General features: G+C 43.6%; 16 protein-coding genes. 8 read left to right on the top strand and 8 right to left on the bottom strand.

Annotation, left to right across the window (positions count from 1 at the left end; all coding sequences use genetic code 11):
- Positions 1–18: 18 nt before the first annotated feature.
- The 5 genes from yfcE to HRQ91_RS00660 are packed head-to-tail and all read left to right on the top strand — an operon-like array spanning position 19 to position 3274.
- Complete coding sequence (gene yfcE / locus HRQ91_RS00640; RefSeq protein ID WP_210119811.1) at positions 19–597, top strand: phosphodiesterase; 579 nt, start codon at positions 19–21, stop codon at positions 595–597.
- Between the two features lie 28 nt (positions 598–625).
- Positions 626–1636 (top strand): hypothetical protein, encoded by a 1011-nt coding sequence (locus HRQ91_RS00645; RefSeq protein ID WP_210119812.1) that lies wholly within the window; start codon positions 626–628, stop codon positions 1634–1636.
- The gene (locus HRQ91_RS00650) at positions 1633–2400 is read left to right on the top strand and encodes a Nif3-like dinuclear metal center hexameric protein (protein ID WP_210119813.1); all 768 of its coding nucleotides are present in this window, start codon (positions 1633–1635) and stop codon (positions 2398–2400) included. Before HRQ91_RS00645 ends, HRQ91_RS00650 begins: the two co-directional genes overlap by 4 nt.
- 14 nt (positions 2401–2414) lie before the next feature.
- Positions 2415–2942 (top strand): signal peptidase II, encoded by a 528-nt coding sequence (gene lspA, locus HRQ91_RS00655; protein WP_210119814.1) that lies wholly within the window; start codon positions 2415–2417, stop codon positions 2940–2942.
- Positions 2939–3274, top strand: coding sequence for a hypothetical protein (locus HRQ91_RS00660; RefSeq protein ID WP_210119815.1), 336 nt, complete (start codon positions 2939–2941; stop codon positions 3272–3274). Before lspA ends, HRQ91_RS00660 begins: the two co-directional genes overlap by 4 nt.
- A gap of 98 nt (positions 3275–3372) precedes the next feature.
- Here the strand turns inward: HRQ91_RS00660 and HRQ91_RS00665 are convergent, their stop codons facing one another.
- From HRQ91_RS00665 to HRQ91_RS00675, 3 genes are all read right to left on the bottom strand, one after another.
- Complete coding sequence (locus HRQ91_RS00665) at positions 3373–5061, bottom strand: hypothetical protein (RefSeq protein WP_210119816.1); 1689 nt, start codon at positions 5059–5061, stop codon at positions 3373–3375.
- Between the two features lie 90 nt (positions 5062–5151).
- The gene (locus tag HRQ91_RS00670) at positions 5152–6225 is read right to left on the bottom strand and encodes a biotin--[acetyl-CoA-carboxylase] ligase (RefSeq protein ID WP_210119817.1); all 1074 of its coding nucleotides are present in this window, start codon (positions 6223–6225) and stop codon (positions 5152–5154) included.
- An 11-nt stretch (positions 6226–6236) separates the two neighbouring features.
- Entirely contained in the window at positions 6237–6959 is a 723-nt protein-coding gene (locus tag HRQ91_RS00675) for a 5'-methylthioadenosine/adenosylhomocysteine nucleosidase (protein WP_210119818.1), read from the bottom strand.
- Positions 6960–7353: 394 nt separating this feature from the next.
- Here HRQ91_RS00675 and HRQ91_RS00680 point away from each other — a divergent pair, with 394 nt between their 5' ends.
- The gene (locus HRQ91_RS00680; RefSeq protein ID WP_210119819.1) at positions 7354–7677 is read left to right on the top strand and encodes a cupin domain-containing protein; all 324 of its coding nucleotides are present in this window, start codon (positions 7354–7356) and stop codon (positions 7675–7677) included.
- A gap of 164 nt (positions 7678–7841) precedes the next feature.
- On the top strand, positions 7842–9710 hold the full coding sequence (locus HRQ91_RS00685; protein ID WP_210119820.1) for a M3 family oligoendopeptidase: 1869 nt from the start codon (positions 7842–7844) through the stop codon (positions 9708–9710).
- A gap of 38 nt (positions 9711–9748) precedes the next feature.
- Here HRQ91_RS00685 and HRQ91_RS00690 read toward each other — a convergent pair whose 3' ends face one another.
- Positions 9749–10441, bottom strand: a complete 693-nt coding sequence (locus HRQ91_RS00690) for a PrsW family glutamic-type intramembrane protease (RefSeq protein ID WP_210119821.1) — start codon at positions 10439–10441, stop codon at positions 9749–9751.
- An 85-nt stretch (positions 10442–10526) separates the two neighbouring features.
- Here HRQ91_RS00690 and HRQ91_RS00695 point away from each other — a divergent pair, with 85 nt between their 5' ends.
- Positions 10527–11132: a shikimate kinase gene (locus HRQ91_RS00695; RefSeq protein ID WP_210119822.1), complete on the top strand. Its 606-nt coding sequence runs from the start codon at positions 10527–10529 to the stop codon at positions 11130–11132.
- Here HRQ91_RS00695 and HRQ91_RS00700 read toward each other — a convergent pair.
- The 4 genes from HRQ91_RS00700 to HRQ91_RS00715 form a co-directional block, all read right to left on the bottom strand.
- Complete coding sequence (locus HRQ91_RS00700) at positions 11091–11612, bottom strand: FKBP-type peptidyl-prolyl cis-trans isomerase (protein ID WP_210119823.1); 522 nt, start codon at positions 11610–11612, stop codon at positions 11091–11093. The genes HRQ91_RS00695 and HRQ91_RS00700 overlap by 42 nt on opposite strands.
- Before the next feature lies 1 nt (position 11613).
- Positions 11614–11862, bottom strand: a complete 249-nt coding sequence (locus tag HRQ91_RS00705) for a NifU family protein (protein ID WP_210119824.1) — start codon at positions 11860–11862, stop codon at positions 11614–11616.
- Between the two features lie 248 nt (positions 11863–12110).
- The gene (locus HRQ91_RS00710; protein ID WP_210119825.1) at positions 12111–14234 is read right to left on the bottom strand and encodes a flagellar assembly lytic transglycosylase; all 2124 of its coding nucleotides are present in this window, start codon (positions 14232–14234) and stop codon (positions 12111–12113) included.
- Positions 14235–14248: 14 nt separating this feature from the next.
- Positions 14249–15403 carry a LysM peptidoglycan-binding domain-containing protein gene (locus HRQ91_RS00715; RefSeq protein ID WP_246473245.1) on the bottom strand — a complete coding sequence of 385 codons (1155 nt, stop codon included), beginning with the start codon at positions 15401–15403 and terminating at the stop codon, positions 14249–14251.
- Between the last annotated feature and the right edge of the window lie 84 nt (positions 15404–15487).

Genomic DNA, 15487 nt, shown 5'->3' on the forward strand with positions numbered 1-15487 from the left:
CGTTTTTAGGAGAAGTAAATGAAATACCTGATATTTTCGGATATTCACGGTTCGGCTACGGCCTGTGAAAAAGTTATAGAACAATTTTCAAAGATGAAAGCGGATTACATTATCTTGCTCGGTGACATTCTGTATCACGGTCCAAGAAATCCTTTACCTGAAGGACACAATCCCGGCCGTGTTGCAGAAATACTTAATCCGCTGGCAAATAAAATAATATGCTGCCGCGGCAACTGCGATGCGGAAGTCGAAGAGATGGTTTTAAAGTTTCCGGTGCTGGGCACATATTCCCTTGTGGTTGACGAAGGTGTCCGCCTGTTCTGCACGCACGGACACGTGTATGCGCCGGAACGCGCCGACGGCAATATCGCCGTGAGTGGAAGCAAGACACCTCCTATTTCGGATTCGGCCGTGATCTTTTACGGACACACGCACATTCAAGTCCTTGAAAAAAACAAGTCGGGCGTTCTTGTCTGCAATCCCGGTTCCGTATCGTTGCCTAAAGGAGGTTCCCCTGCGGGATTCGCCGTATATGAAAATAAGACGGTGACCTTATACGACATGGAAGCGAAAATACTGAATTCTCTGCATTGCTAGATTTCATCTTTTCGTATAATATTTTGTCATGACCGACTCGTTGACGGGAAACCTGCTTTGCCTCTTTCTATTAATTCTCATAAACGGCCGTATCTTTTTTTCAAAGCATAAAAACAGCATAACCGTTACGGTTCTGTCGCCCGTCGTCCTGATTGTCTCTTTTTTTCAGATCCTTGCACAGGGCTGTACCGTTCCTGCATTGCTTATATTCGCCCTTTCACTTGCGGTATTCATCCTTAACATACACGCCATATCGCGATTTGCTTCACACTTGTATGTAGACAGATACAGTCCCGTTTTTTATATTTTTTCACTGTTTTTTTTTATTTGCACGATTGTATTGACGGTGCTGATCGTCTATTTTCGTGAAGTGCCCGTTGACGCTTCTTCTTACGGTGTGACGGAAACCGCCGAAAGGCTTCAAGGATACGGCAAGGGAGCTGTTTTATGGACATTTAAAGAAAAAGACGGTACGGACGAACAAAGGACGAGCGAAAAGCCCGTCATTCTTTTTAGCGCCGACAAAAGGGGCGACACAAGGTCGTACAGGCCGTATCTGATACTCCTTGCGCGCTCCGGGTACACAATATATTCCTTGGATTTATACCAAAGCGCTTTGCCCTATGTTTCTTCAAGGCTGGACTTGCCGTTTTTTCGCCGAAGCGGCCTGATCTATCTTTCTGTAAAAAAACCGGACGAATTTATAAAAAACGAATGGAAATACACAAAATCCGTCTTAAACGAATACGAAACTTTACTAAAGATCGCTTCGGAGCGGCAGGGTTCAGAAACCCGCTATTTTTACATCGGCGACCTTATGCAGGAAAAAGCTCTTCTAAAGCTGAGTGAAAAAAATTCCCCCGGTTTTAAAGGCGTCTTTTCTTTATCTTCCGTCGATCTTTATAAGAACAAGGGATACGGCTGCGTAGCGCAGACCGATCCTTTTACCGCCTATGTTTTAGGTGCGAAGAGGGAACCGACTTTAATCGTGCCTTCGTATATGGCCTTACGCACACGACAGGCGTTGGAGGAAAAATGACGTTGACGGAATTGGACTCTTATTTTAACGGTTTTTTGCGCAAGGAAGATTTTATTAACGATCCTTCCAAGAACGGCATACAGATCTCAAATTCTTCGCCCAGCGGCAAGCAGATAGCAAAGGTTGCCTTTGCCGTCGACGCCTGTGCCGCTACGGCTTTGCGTGCTGCAGAAGAAGGAGCGGAGCTTCTTTTTGTTCATCACGGACTTTTTTGGGGACAATGTGATACTATAACTGGCGTACACTACGAGCGTATAAATATTTTTTTAAAAAACGACCTTGCCCTTTATGCAAGTCATATTCCCCTTGATTCAAACAGCAGCGTCGGTAATAATTACGGAATAGCTTTTCGGTTAGGACTTACCGATCTGAGCCCGTTCGGGCAATGGAGAGGGATGACGATAGGCGTTAAAGGCGCTCTGCCAAACCCTCTTACCGTAGAAGAGTTGTCTCAAAGGGCCTTGAACAAGGGAGAAAAACCTTTGTACGTTTTGCCGTTCGGTGTAAAAAAAATAAGGACGGTCGCTATAATTTCAGGATCGGCGGGAGAAGATCATGTTCAGGCTGCAAATGAAGGAATCGACGCCTATATAACGGGAGAAATCGGTCACGAAGTTTTTCATTCCGCAAAAGAACTTAAACTTAATCTTATTGCCGGCGGTCACTATCAGACGGAAACGGTCGGAATAAATCTTGTCCGGCAAAAACTTGAAAAAGAAACCGGAGTTAAGACCGTGTTTATCGATTTTCCTACAGGATTGTAAACAGGATTATAAAAATGGCTGAAATAAAATTTAAACAAAAACTCATTCCCTTGGTTTTGACGGCCGCGGTTTTTATTTCGGATCAGCTTTCAAAAGCGCTTATCGTAAAGCGGATTCCGCCTTTTTCAATAGGAGCGTCGTTTTTAGGAGATTTTTTACGGATCATCCATGTTAGCAACCCGGGAATCGCCTTCAGCGTAGGCGGAAGTCTGCCCTCTCACATCCGTGCGGCGCTTTTTTCCGTCATGCCGTTTTTTGTGATTTTGCTAGTGTTTATCATTTATTTTAGGAACAATGAATTTTCAAAATTGCAGCGTTGGTGCATTTGCGGAGTTCTCGGCGGAGGCTTAGGGAACCTTTTTGACAGAATTTTCAGAAGCGAAGGCGTTGTAGATTTTATCGACGTCAAGTTTTACGGCCTGTTCGGAATGGAAAGATGGCCTACGTTTAACGTAGCTGATTCGGCCGTAGTCGTCTGCGGGGCAATTTTAATATTTTCCTTTGTCTACGCGATAAAAAAAGAAAATCCGGAGGATAAATGATGGACGAGGTAAAAATTACCGAATATCAGCGCAAAAAAAACACGATTATTTTTTCCATAGCCGTAGGAGTGTTTAATTTTATTTTTATGATTGTCCTGCTCGTCGCGTTGTTTATCGTAGCGGTTCTTGTGATTTACAAAGTCTTTAATTTTTCGTCTTCTTTGCCGCTCCACATAGTTATGCCGTTCATTTTGGCGGCGGGCCTAATACTGGATATAATCTTATCGGTAAAAATCATACGCTTCGTTATCGTTAAATTCGATCTTAAAGACAAGATAAACAAAAAGATAGCGGATCAATATTTATACAGTAAAAAAAGTTCACGCCCCTAAAATGTGCGCTTATGCCGCACTGCCGCGACCGACGCGCCGAGGCAGTTTTTAAGCAATTTGACGGCAAAGGCAAAAACGAAGCCCTCTCTGTAAAAAAATCAATATCCGTCCGACATGGCACGGTTTATATCTTTTTGATAAAGTTCCGCATAAGCGAGACTTCTCTTTTTGAGCTCGTCTTTGAGACTCTGCGGGAAGGGAAGGTGTCTCCAAAAAATTCCCCGAACGGTCTTTTCAAGCCGCTGGACGCCGGTAGATTCCTTAGTCATCCATAGGATATAATCTTCGATAAAAAACGATTTGAGGTCGCCTTTTAATTTTTGGGAATCTATCCACTGGTAATACTGTCCGGTCAGTCCTTCTTCCATCCAGTAGTAAGAAGCTTTTTCTTTTGCGACCTGCCAGCGAAGATCCGCAACGGCGCGCAATATTGAAATTTGAAGGTTGCGCGGATACATGGGGATCACAATGCGGCCGCGGCTTGTGATACGGTTGTAGCGGTCAAAGGGTTCCCAGCAAAAGCCGAATTCCCCGTAAGAAGGAACAAGGAGCACAAAAGGCACAATCCTATTGGGAACATTCTTGTGAATCCGGCAAAAGGCTCCCGGATCTATGGATTCTATCCAAGACAGTATTGAAATAACATTTTCACGAAAACCCGTTTCCTTGGGAAGACAGTGGAAAAATTCCCTTGAAAAGATCGGGAATTGATTGCCCTGCCGTCCTACGGTCATTTTTACCATTTGGCGCACGGTAGTCATTTCAGTATCAATATCCGACTTCCTTACTTCGACAAGCTGCGGTCCGGCGGCTATCTTTTCCTGCAGGCTTGTCTGTATTTCTTTTGCCTCTCTGAAATCCTTAAAGTTGGCGGACAGTTCTTTGTCGTTCCTCGAGAGAGCGCGCAATCTTTCATTTATTTCGGAAAACAACTTTTTTTGTAAATCGGAATAAGGCATCTTGTGCGGCTCAAGCCCGATGGCCGGCTGGTGTTCCAAAAGCATGTCTATGCGGTTTCTGAGCTCGGATTCAAGCATGCTTCTTTCGTTTTCTTTTACGCTTAAAAGGCTTTCCGAATTTTGCAGCTTCCCGTTATTTTTAGTTTGCAGCTGTAAAAGATACTGTTGTTCTGCGGTATCCACTTCGGCGGGCGAGGAAGCCTTGTGGGCAGGACGGGCTTCATCCGTTGCCGATATGGGAAGGCGTCCTGATGCTATTTCTTTAAACCACTCGTCTACGTAAAAAACAGGTTCGTCCGACGTGTTTTCAATAAAGGCCTTGGCAAACATTTGTTTTTGTTCGGGCGTAAACAACGACGGAAGAAGCACGCCGTATCGCAGCAAAAGACGCTTAGGCATCGGCGTAGAAAGAAGTCTCATCTTAGGCGCGATCGAACGGAAAAATTCCCAATACGCACTTACAAGGCGCTGCCGAAAAACCGTTCTGTCTTGGGCGTCGCGACATTTTAAATACTTTGAGAGAACCGAGTGAAGTCTTTGCGCCGATTGGTCTTCTCCGGACAGTGCAGTCTTATAATACGACGGATCGTCGAAAAAATCGGCAGGCACGTCTTGGAAAAATTTTTCTATAGGAGCAAATTCTTTTTTACTTAGATCGACTTTTATAGGATCGCTCGTGCTTCCTTCAGCTGCTTCCAAAGGTCCTTGTTCGTCGGTAAAAGCGTCATTTTCGGGTGCTCCTTCGCCGCCGTTTCCTTCCTGCGCCGTAGATTGGGTAGCCTGGTTTAATAAAGCCAAAATAGAAGGATCTAATTCGGAATCGCTCATGAAACTGGTCTCCTACTTTTTTAATATTACACGTATATATAACTATATCACAGACTTGAGTAAGTTTACAGTAAAACCTTTGTGAGAAAATCAAAAAGATAAAAAATTTTTTGAATATAAACTCACTTCGCCGCTTTGTAATGTCTGGTAAGTTCCGTCGCTTTTTTTTACAACTAAGGCCGCGTCTTCCGTTATGTCCACGGCTTTTGCCGTATATTTTTCTTCTACGCCTATGACGGGAGTTATTTCCAGAGTCTTACCGAGCAGAAAATTTAATTGCTTGTATTCACTTATTATATCTTTTGCTTCGGAAGAAAGAGGATCGTTTTCCTGTTCGGCGTATATGTGTGAAAGTTCCAGCGCAGTTTGCGCTGCAAGCTCGTTGCGCTTTGCCGGCTCTCCTTTTGTTCCCAAAATAGATCCTGCGGTATCCGCTATCCGTGCCGGAAACCCTTTTGCATCCTCGTATATGTTGATCCCTATCCCTATAACGGTGGCTTCAATTCTTCCCGTTTCAAAGTCCGTAATTCCTTCGGTCAAAATTCCGCATACTTTTTTGCCGTTTACGAAAATATCGTTTACCCATTTTATTTTAGGTTCCGCTTTATACAATCTTTTAAAAACACGGCACACCGCTACGGCAGCTGAGGCTGTCATCTTTGCCGGATGAACAAGGTTTTTTTGCGGAATGTAAATCATGGATAAATAGACTCCTGTTTTTGCCGGCGAATAAAATTCTCTACCCAAGCGGCCGCGCCCAGCCGTCTGTTCATTTGCGATTATGACCAGTTTGTGAAGCTTTTTCCCTTCAGGCGTAAGAGCCCCAAGCGTGTCGCGCAATATTCCGGCCTGTGCACACAGGCGCTTTGCTTCAAGATTCGTGGAATCGAGCCGGTCGTAAACACAAAACCGTATGCCATCCTTCGGTAGAACAAAAGATTCCATCGCAGACAGGGATAAATTTTCTTCACTGTTCTCCAATCGGTATCCGCGGTTTGTGACGCCTTCGATCTTTATTCCGTCTTTGGCAAGAGCCTTTATCGCCTTCCAAACCGCCGTTCTGGAAACTCCGCATTTTTCAGCCAATTCCTGTCCGGATATGAAAACTCCACTTTCCTGCGCTGCAGAGAGCTCTTTAAAAACGAATTGTTTCGTTGAAATCATATGTTTGCCGATCAAAATAACTTTATCATTTTCTGCACGAGAGCCGCGCTCATTTTTGCGGCGTTTGTTTCGTTAAAAGAATAAACGGATTCATGTCCGTCGTCCGCCATGTCTGACATGCAGCGTATTATCACAAACGGAATATCGTTTACAAAGGCCGTATGCGCTATCGAAGCTCCTTCCATTTCGACACACAGGGGATTACAAATTTCACGGATACGGTTTTTTACCTGCTTATCGGAAATAAACTGGTCCCCCGAAGCGATTCTTCCGCTCATAAGCTTATGTCCCTTTAATTCGGGAATACCGTCAAAGGCTTTTTGAGCGGCACGGATCATCGTTTTATCGGCTATAAAACAGCTGGTTTGCATCTGTGGAATTTCCGTAGGCTTATAACCGAAGCCCGTAGCGTCCATGTCATGGTAAACGGCTTGCGTCGAAACCACGAAGTCCAGAACGTCAAGACCCTTTCCGACGGCGCCGGCTATTCCTGTATTTATAATATGAGTTACGCCGAATTTATAAATCATCGTGAGTGCGCAAAGCGCTGCGTTTACTTTGCCCACGCCGCTTTTTGCCACAACGATGGGAATTTCATCTATAAGGCCTTCAAAATACTCAGTGCCGCAGTATTTGGCGGCGTTTATCCGCTTTGCTTTTTCATTCGGGGTCATAAGGTCTTTTAATAAAGAAATTTCCACTTCCATGGCGCCTATAATACCTATCTTTTTCATTTTATCTCCTGTGAAAATTTTAATGATCGGTGCAACAATTACGGAAATCCTGCCGATCGGCGTATCATATACTTAATTTACCGAATTTTTGTTTCAAACCGCAAAAAAACGCATTATATGCGAAAAATTCACACAATTGCGATTGACATAATTTTTATAATTATATATATTACTCTTACCAGCAACAAACAACTTAAAGAGCCGCATTCTTCCTCCTTTTTGCGGCTCTTTTTTTATGCCCCCGCAAGTACTTTATGGTTCAATTTCGAGCTTTTAAAGTGCGATGCTCAAAGCAAGACCCGTCTGTTTTTTTATTGTCAAATTCAGTATATTTATATCACATTCAGAACACAATAAAAAGATTTGTGTATTACAAAATGCATGGAGCGACACAATGATAACATATGCGGATAAAATACCTTATAAGGATTTAGGCGGCGGAATAGCGCGCAAGGTCGTTACGTATTCGGAAAATCTCATGCTGTGCGAACTTACATTTAAAAAAGGTGCCGTCGGAGCGCTTCACAAACACGTTCACGAACAAATAGGATATGTTATTTCAGGTTCGTTTGAAGTTGAAGAAGCCGGCGCGGGTAAAAAAATTATAAAAGCCGGAGACGCTTATCAAATCGCGCCGAATGTAGAGCACGGAGTAGTCGCACTGGAAGATTCCGTCTTGTTGGATATATTTAATCCGATGAGAAAAGATTTTGTTTAAGTCTGAAATCTGACGTCCCGCGTCGGGCGATCGCCGTGCGGGGTTTTCTACGCGCATGTTGATTTTTGCGCCGGACTTTCGTCATGCAGGAATTTTGGCACAGTGGATACTCGCCGCGTACTATAGGCTGGGCTAAAAAATTCAAAACCGGATAAAATATGGATATGAAACAAACAAATAAAAACTTAAAAGCCCCCGAGTGGGATCTGAAAAGCATTTATCCTTCATTGAAGAGCAAAGAATATAAAGACGCTCTTAGGGATTATGAAAAGGGAATGGATGAAATCGATTTGCTGTTTAATTCCGCAAATACGATTTCGGAAAAAAGCAAAGACAATTTTGACTTTCCCATGTGGCTTAGCATGTACATCTCTTGCGCCGATAAGACAGGCGCCCTTGAAGAATCGCTTGCCGCCTACGCTTACATAATTTATTCCGTCAATACCGTAAATAAGGAATACCTTGACAACCTGTCCCGCATGGAAGAACTGCAGCTTAGGTCGAAAAAACAAGAACTCATCTTCCGCTCGGTATTAAAGAAAAATATGCGACGTCTTCCGGAATTTTACAGACGCTATCCGGAATTTTCCGACTATGAATTTTTTATAAACGAAGAGCTTGACGAGCTGTCTCACCAGATGAGCGATGATGAAGAAAACCTCGCTTCTGACTTGCAGCGTACCGGAGGGGACGCGTGGGCGCGGCTTCACGAGCAGCTTATTTCAAATTTGAAGGACAAGGAAACCGGCAAAACCTTTAACGAATTAAGAAGCGACGCATATTCGCCTGAGGCAAAGACAAGAAAAGATTCCTATAAAAAAGAGCTTTTTCTGCTTGAACAAAACAGGATCGCTTTTGCCGCGGCGCTGAATAATCTGAAAGGCGAAACCGTTTGTCTGAATAAGCGCCGATCTTGGAAAAACGCCGTCGACCGCTCGCTTTATTCGGCCAGGATGAGCAAAAAAACTCTTTCTTCCCTGATCGGCGTTATAGAAGAAAGTCTTCCCATGTGGCGCAGATACATGCGTTTTAAAGCCGAAATTCTGTATAATTCAGGCGCCGCCTCAGCCGGTAAACAAAAAGGGCTTTCGTTTTTCGATATGTTTGCACCCATTCCGGTTCCCTCCGGATGCAGCGCCGTTGATTCGGTCTTTGACCGCCTGTGGACATTTGAAGACGCAAGGACATATATAATCAAAGAATTTAACTCTTTCAGTAAGGACATGGGCGGTTTTGCTGAAAAAGCCTTTGAAAATAACTGGATCGACGCTTCCGTCCGAAGCGGAAAGGTCGGCGGAGCTTATTGCCAGGATTTTCCGGCGCAAAAAGAATCGCGCGTTTTATCCAATTTTACGGGCTCTTTTTCGGATGTCATAACCCTTGTTCACGAACTGGGGCACGCATACCACCATTCGTGCATAACCGAAAATCCTTATTTGCTTTCATCTTATCCCATGACTTTGGCGGAAACCGCCAGCACCTTCGCCGAAACCATTGTAAAACAGGACGTCGCTTCTTCGGCAAAGGGAGCGGACAAAATCCGGCTTCTTGAGTTCGACTTGCAGGATTCGTGTCAAATTTTAGTCGACATTCTAAGCCGCTATTATTTTGAACAGAGCGTATTTGAAAAGCGCGCTTCCGAAGAACTTACCGCCGATGATTTTTGCGCTCTCATGAGAGATGCTCAGGAACGCTCGTACGGCGAAGGTCTTAATGAAAACCGGCACGAGTATATGTGGGCGGTAAAAACGCATTATTACAGCACTTCTTTGGACTTTTATAACTTTCCGTATGCCTTCGGACAGCTGTTCGCCCTGGGGCTTTATGCCCGCTACAAAAAGGAAGGACCGGATTTCGCAAAGACCTACCGTCTTTTGCTTTCGGATACCGGAAAAATGAGCTGCGAAGACTTATGCAAAAAAGCGGGTTTTGACATTACGGAAAAAGATTTTTGGCGCTCCGGCATTTCAATCTACGAAAAGGAATTCAAAGAATTGGAAAATCTTTTTGTCTCTAAAAAACAGCAGTTGTGATTTTCAGGTTCTACTTCCAGCTGTAAATATCGCAGGCCTTAAATCGATTTCGCTTTTTTTGTTCGTGTCTTTTTTTCGCTTACGACCAAATAGCGGATGCGGCATTCGACGATCGCAAAAAGAATCACCGGTATGATAAACCAGTAAAGAAGTCCTGAGTTGCCGGCAAAAAAATTATATAATCCGTGAAACAACACTGCAAAAATAAAGGACGTAATATTCGAAGCTTTTTTGCGGAACGACCAGATATATAGGCCTGAAAGTCCTGCGCAAAACGTGTGTATGATTACGGCTGTAAACATCCTTATCAGTATAAGCTTGTACACTACGCCGATTCCGCCTGAAGATATTTTTTGCAGATAGACCAGCATGTAAATCACCGACTCAAAGCTGCCGAAAACAAGCCCGCATAAGACGGAACAGGCAAAAAACGCCGGTAATTTCAGCTTTTTATAAGGGAGCAGGAGCATAAAGATCATCTTAAGGCTTTCTTCGATCAAGCCGTTAAAGACGAGAGCCGTTATCAAAACCGTAAAAAACGTATGAGCCGTAAAGATGGGCAGGCTGAGAACAACATATTCCGTAAAGGCAGTAGGCAAAACCGCAAGCAGCCCGAGAAAAGAAGCCCAAAGCTCATGGCGGATTTTTAAAGAGGGAACAAGAACTGCGAATATGATAAAAATCGCAACATACATTACAAAGCAAAGGGCGATAGGAGCCAAAACGTTCATAGTATCAGCATATCTCAACAAAAATTCTTTTGCAATTGAAAATTATTCGTGCATATCTTATGCTCTTGCCTAAGGAAAAAAGCTTATGTTCTGCCTCACAAGATCCGTCGTTCTCATGGGAATAAAACACTGCGGAAAATCGACACAGGGAAAACTTCTTTCAAAATATTTTAACTGCCCTTTTTTCGATACAGACGATCAGATACTGAAAATCCGCGGCATGTCCGCAAGAAAAATATACTTGGAAAAGGGCGAAGACGAATTTAAAAAAGCGGAAGCCGACGCATGCAAAGAGATATGCAAAAACATTGTCTTTTGCCCTGCCGTAATTGCGACGGGAGGAGGAGTTTGCGACAACGATCCTGCTTTGGAAACGCTGCGTTCGTCAGGCGGACTTTTCGTATTTTTAAACGTCACCGAAAAAACCGCTTTCGACAGGATATTAAAAGAAGCGGTTTTTGAAAACGGCAAAATAAAAAACATTCCCGCCTACATAGCAAAAAAAAGTCCGCACACCGAAGAAGATGTACGGACAATTTTCCATGGTTTTTATAAATGCAGGAACGATAAATACGCGTCCCTTGCGGATCTTACGCTCTCTTTGAGTTTTCGTTCTGCAAACGAAAACTCAAAAAAGCTCGTTTCCCTGCTACTCGTCGCAGGAGCCGCCGCACCCTCCGCAACTACCTGAACATCCGGAGCAGCCTCCGCCGCAGCCTGAAAGCGGTTCCATGTCTTCCTTTGTCGCGTCGCGAACGCTTATGACCTTTACGTCAAAATGCAACTGCTTACCGGCTAATTCATGGTTTGCGTCTATCGTAATTACGTCATCCGTAACTTTTTTTACCGTGACGACGGAAGGTCCTCCGGGGCTTGAAGCCTGAAACTTCATTCCCTCTTTGATTTCCGTCCCTTCATCGAAATTTTTTCGGGGAACCTCTATAAGCAGAGACTTGTCGTATTCTCCGTATCCGTCTTTCGGTTCGATCACGGCGCTAAAAGAATCGCCTTCGGATTTTCCTTCAAGAAGAGCCTCTAGGCCGGAAATAATCTTTCCCGTGCCGTGAACATATTCAAGAGGGCTTGAGTCTTTTGATGAATCTATGACGGCGCCCGTTTCATCTTTTAAAGTATAGTCGATGCCGACAACTTTGTTTTTTGTTATAGTCATTTTAAAATTCCTGTACAACTTCCTTTACTTCAGGAACTGCATCTTTTAAGAATTCTTCTATTCCCATTTTTAAAGTCATGGTGGACATGGGGCAAGAACCGCAGGCGCCTACCAAGCGTATGTGCACACGATTTTCGTCATCGAGAGACAAGTATTCCATGTCGCCGCCTTCCGACTGCAAGTAGGGACGAAATTTATCTAATGCTTCCTTTACGGATTTTTCAAGCGGATTTTCTTTACTGTTTTCCATAATGCCTCCTTGATTTTCATTGCGACGTTTAAAATTAAGTCATTGCAATATAAGGACCTAATTTTAAACGTCGGGGATGGCGAAAAAGTAACAAACTTTTGAGACATCCCCTTTAATTCCTTACATTAATATATATAAATCTTTGCCGGAAGCATAGATAAAAAATGTTTTTTTTACTTTTTTACGAAAATATTTTTAAGTTTGCGGCTTTTGTAGTACAGCCTTTTGTGCCGCAGCTTTTGCGGTTTTTATTTCATAATTTTACGGATCGTTTCACCCGGCGTAATATCGTAATAAAGCCACCCGTATATCGCCGCAGCAAAAACTATCTTTCGCCCGTATTCGCGCGTTTCCGAAAAAGGAATCGTCTCCAAAAAAAGATCCATCGGAAGCGTTTTTGAAATTTCCAATTCTTTTTTTGAATTCGACACCCATCGCCTGACACGCGATATTCCGCTGTTGTAGGCGAAGGCTGCAAGCAATATCGAAGAATCCAGCCTTCCTATAAGATTGCTGAGATAATAAGCGCCGAAGCGGACGCTTGTTTGAGGGTCCGTCAGATCATATTCTTTGACTTTGAGACGATTTGCAATGTCCTGCCCCGTGCTATGCATAAGCTGCGTTAATCCTACGGCGCCGGCGGAACTTCTTATGTCGGGATCGAAAAAACTTTCGCTTCTTATAAGCGCATATAAAACTCCTTCATCCAAGGAGAATTCCTTACACGCGTCGAAAACCAAGTCGGAATAATTTTGCGGGTAAGCTTCTTTTAAATCTTTTTTTGATAGAATTCTATCGCTTTCATTTACGGCGATCGAAGCTATGCGAAGGCTTTTGTATAGATTGCCCGGTATTTGTCCAGAGCATTTGTTTATAAAAGAGGAAACGGAAAGAAGGCAGTCCGTCCCCAGCGGTATTCTCTGTAAATAAAATTGTTCCCATGCCGAATATATCTTTTGAGGGAACCCGTAAGATGCATATCCCAGCAAAAGGTTTTCTGCGTCCTTGTCAGCGTCAAATGAATCTCTTCTTTTCAAAGAAAACAATGCATTTTCCAGTTCCTGCCCTGAAAGGTTTAAGCGCTCCGCGGCCAAAAGTTTGTAATAAGAAACGGAACCGCCTTTCAGCGCGGCACGAAAAAGTTTTTGAATGTCTTCTTCGGTTTTTTGATCCGCCGCCGATTCGATAAGTTTTGTTTCGATAAGGCGTGCGCTCAAATAAGCGTACTTTGCACAGACGTCCTCGTCGGCAACATCTTTGATTATTGTATAAACCTTGTAAAAATCACTTAGCTTGTGCCCCGAAAGCAACAAGACAGACATTGTATAAAAAAGGTCGGAAAAATATTCGGGGTCGTTCCACTTTGTGCAGTAGGTCTCTAATCTCTGTATTGCCTTATCAGTTGAAATTCCAAGATCCAAATTTAAAAGATACCACAGAGCGTTATCGTACTGATTTCCTGTTACGGAAGCTTCCATGGCTTTTAAGTACCGGTCTGAAGCGAGGGTATGATGACCGCCGGCTTTTTCATACAGGCGGGCGGCATAAAACCATGCGTAAAAAGCCGTTTCCGAATCTCCTTTAGAAGCGGACAGGATTGCAAAATCGTCAAAAAGAGAGGCTTGGGCGATAAAAGAGCCTATTTCAGACCCGAAAAGGCAGGCCTTGCCCATGTCGGATATGAGCTGCCTTATAAAGCGCGGATCTTCGCCATTAGAGATTGTGTCTTTTATGAGCGAAGATATTTCTTTAATTTGTTTGTATGCGAACTGATAGTTCTGCGTAAAAACCGCCGTCCTAAAAAGCAGTATGTTTTTTTTATTTTCGTCCGAAACGGCTAAAGGGTTTTCTTTAAAAAATCTGAAATGCTCCTGCGTATATTGCCGCAAGACAAACCACTTGTATACGGTGTCTTCATAGCGGAGATCCTGTTTTTCTCTCATAGCGGCAAGCCGTTGAAAGGCAAGAACGTTGCTGCACGTTCTTATGTCAAGATCGTCGGTTACGGCAATGAGCTTGGAAAATTCCTTTCCTTCGTTTAATGACGAGGCAAGCAAAATAAGAGAGCGGTCGTCGGGGAATTTTTTTGCAAGATATTCACAGGAAGCGATACGCTCCTGTATGTTCCCGAACCTTGTCAATTCTTCAGCGCAGAGGCGGGCGGTATATTTGCTTCCCTCTTTTATTCCTTTTCTGAAAAAACGCTCCGCATTTTTTACGTCGTTTTTTTCAATGCTTTTAAGTCCCTGAAAATAATAAGAATCTTTTCCGTATTGTTTTTGCAGCTTCCCGCTCTCGGAACTGCAAGACAGAGTTGAAAAAATTAACGAAAAAACAAGAAATCTTACCGTTTTGCTTATGAGGCATGCCACAAGATTTTCCGGCCTTATTCTGCAGGAATTATTATTGTTGTTCCGGCAATGATGTGATCGGGATTTTTTATGCGATTATAATTTGCGATCTTGCGGTACTTCCACGGGTTCCTGTAATATGCGTCCGAAATATCCCACAGGGTGTCTCCCCACTTTATCTTGTATGAAATATTTTTTTTGCTCTCGGGCTTTGCAGCGGGAACGACGGGTACTACCTGAGGCGTGGGCGGCACTACTATTTCGTTTTCTTTTGCAGGGGAACGAGCGGGCGCGGGTTTTTCCGGCGGCGGAGCTAAAGGCTGCTCTACGGCCACAGGTGTGATCTTGACAGCGTCTTTATTTGCTTTTTTTGTGCGAAGGTTTAATTTTGAAGGAACTACGAACAGGATCAAGACTGTAGCCGTTATGCAGATAACTGCGCAGATAAGGCAAATTATTACGTGCCGTTTTGTCTTTTTTACTTCCTCGCTGCTCACACCTGAACCTTCCAGGGTTTCTTTATCGTAAAAATCGTCAAAGCTCAGTCCGTCTTCCGTCCTGCTTTGCCCGTCTTTGTCAAAATTTTCAGTCGAATTTATACCGTTCGTTTCACCGGATTGATCGGATAAGTTGCTCCGGTCGGCAAAATCGGGTTTGTCCGAGTCTGCATCGAAATCGGGCAAATCAAAAAAGTTATCGTCGTCGCTTTTTACCGCATCTGCGGCGGCAAGCAATCCGCCCTGTGTTTTTTCGGCCGCAGATTCCGAGCCGAGACTGTCTCCGAGATCAAAGTCAATGTCGGGAACTTCCGACTCCGGAACTAGTTCAAAATTGGCCGGTTCTTCGCGTTCTTCTGCAGGACGGTTTACAAGGTTTATGGATATATTGTTCTTTTCTCCGGACTCAAGATCGCTGATCAGAGCGGACAACTTATTGTTTTCGTCAATCGTTATGTCAAAGGATAGGGTAGGTTCTCCGTTCGGGCGTGCGGCAAGGTTGTTTATCTGCAGGGAATCGACGTATTCTGCATCTTGCATGGTTTGGCTTTCAGACCGGTATAGGTCGACTTGAACAGTCTCCTGATTGTCCTTGACGGTTGTCAACTCCATTCTTTTCTTTTGAGGTTTTCCTTCTTCAAGTATAGGATAAAAAGATCCGTCCGCAAGTTTTATGCCGATTGTTTTACTCATAACACACCTTCATCTATAATATTCCGATTTCTTTATCGACATAAAACACATATTTCTGAAGTATTTTATTAAAGGCTTTTTTAC

The organism is Treponema parvum (assembly GCF_017893965.1).
Lineage (GTDB): Bacteria > Spirochaetota > Spirochaetia > Treponematales > Treponemataceae > Treponema_D > Treponema_D parvum.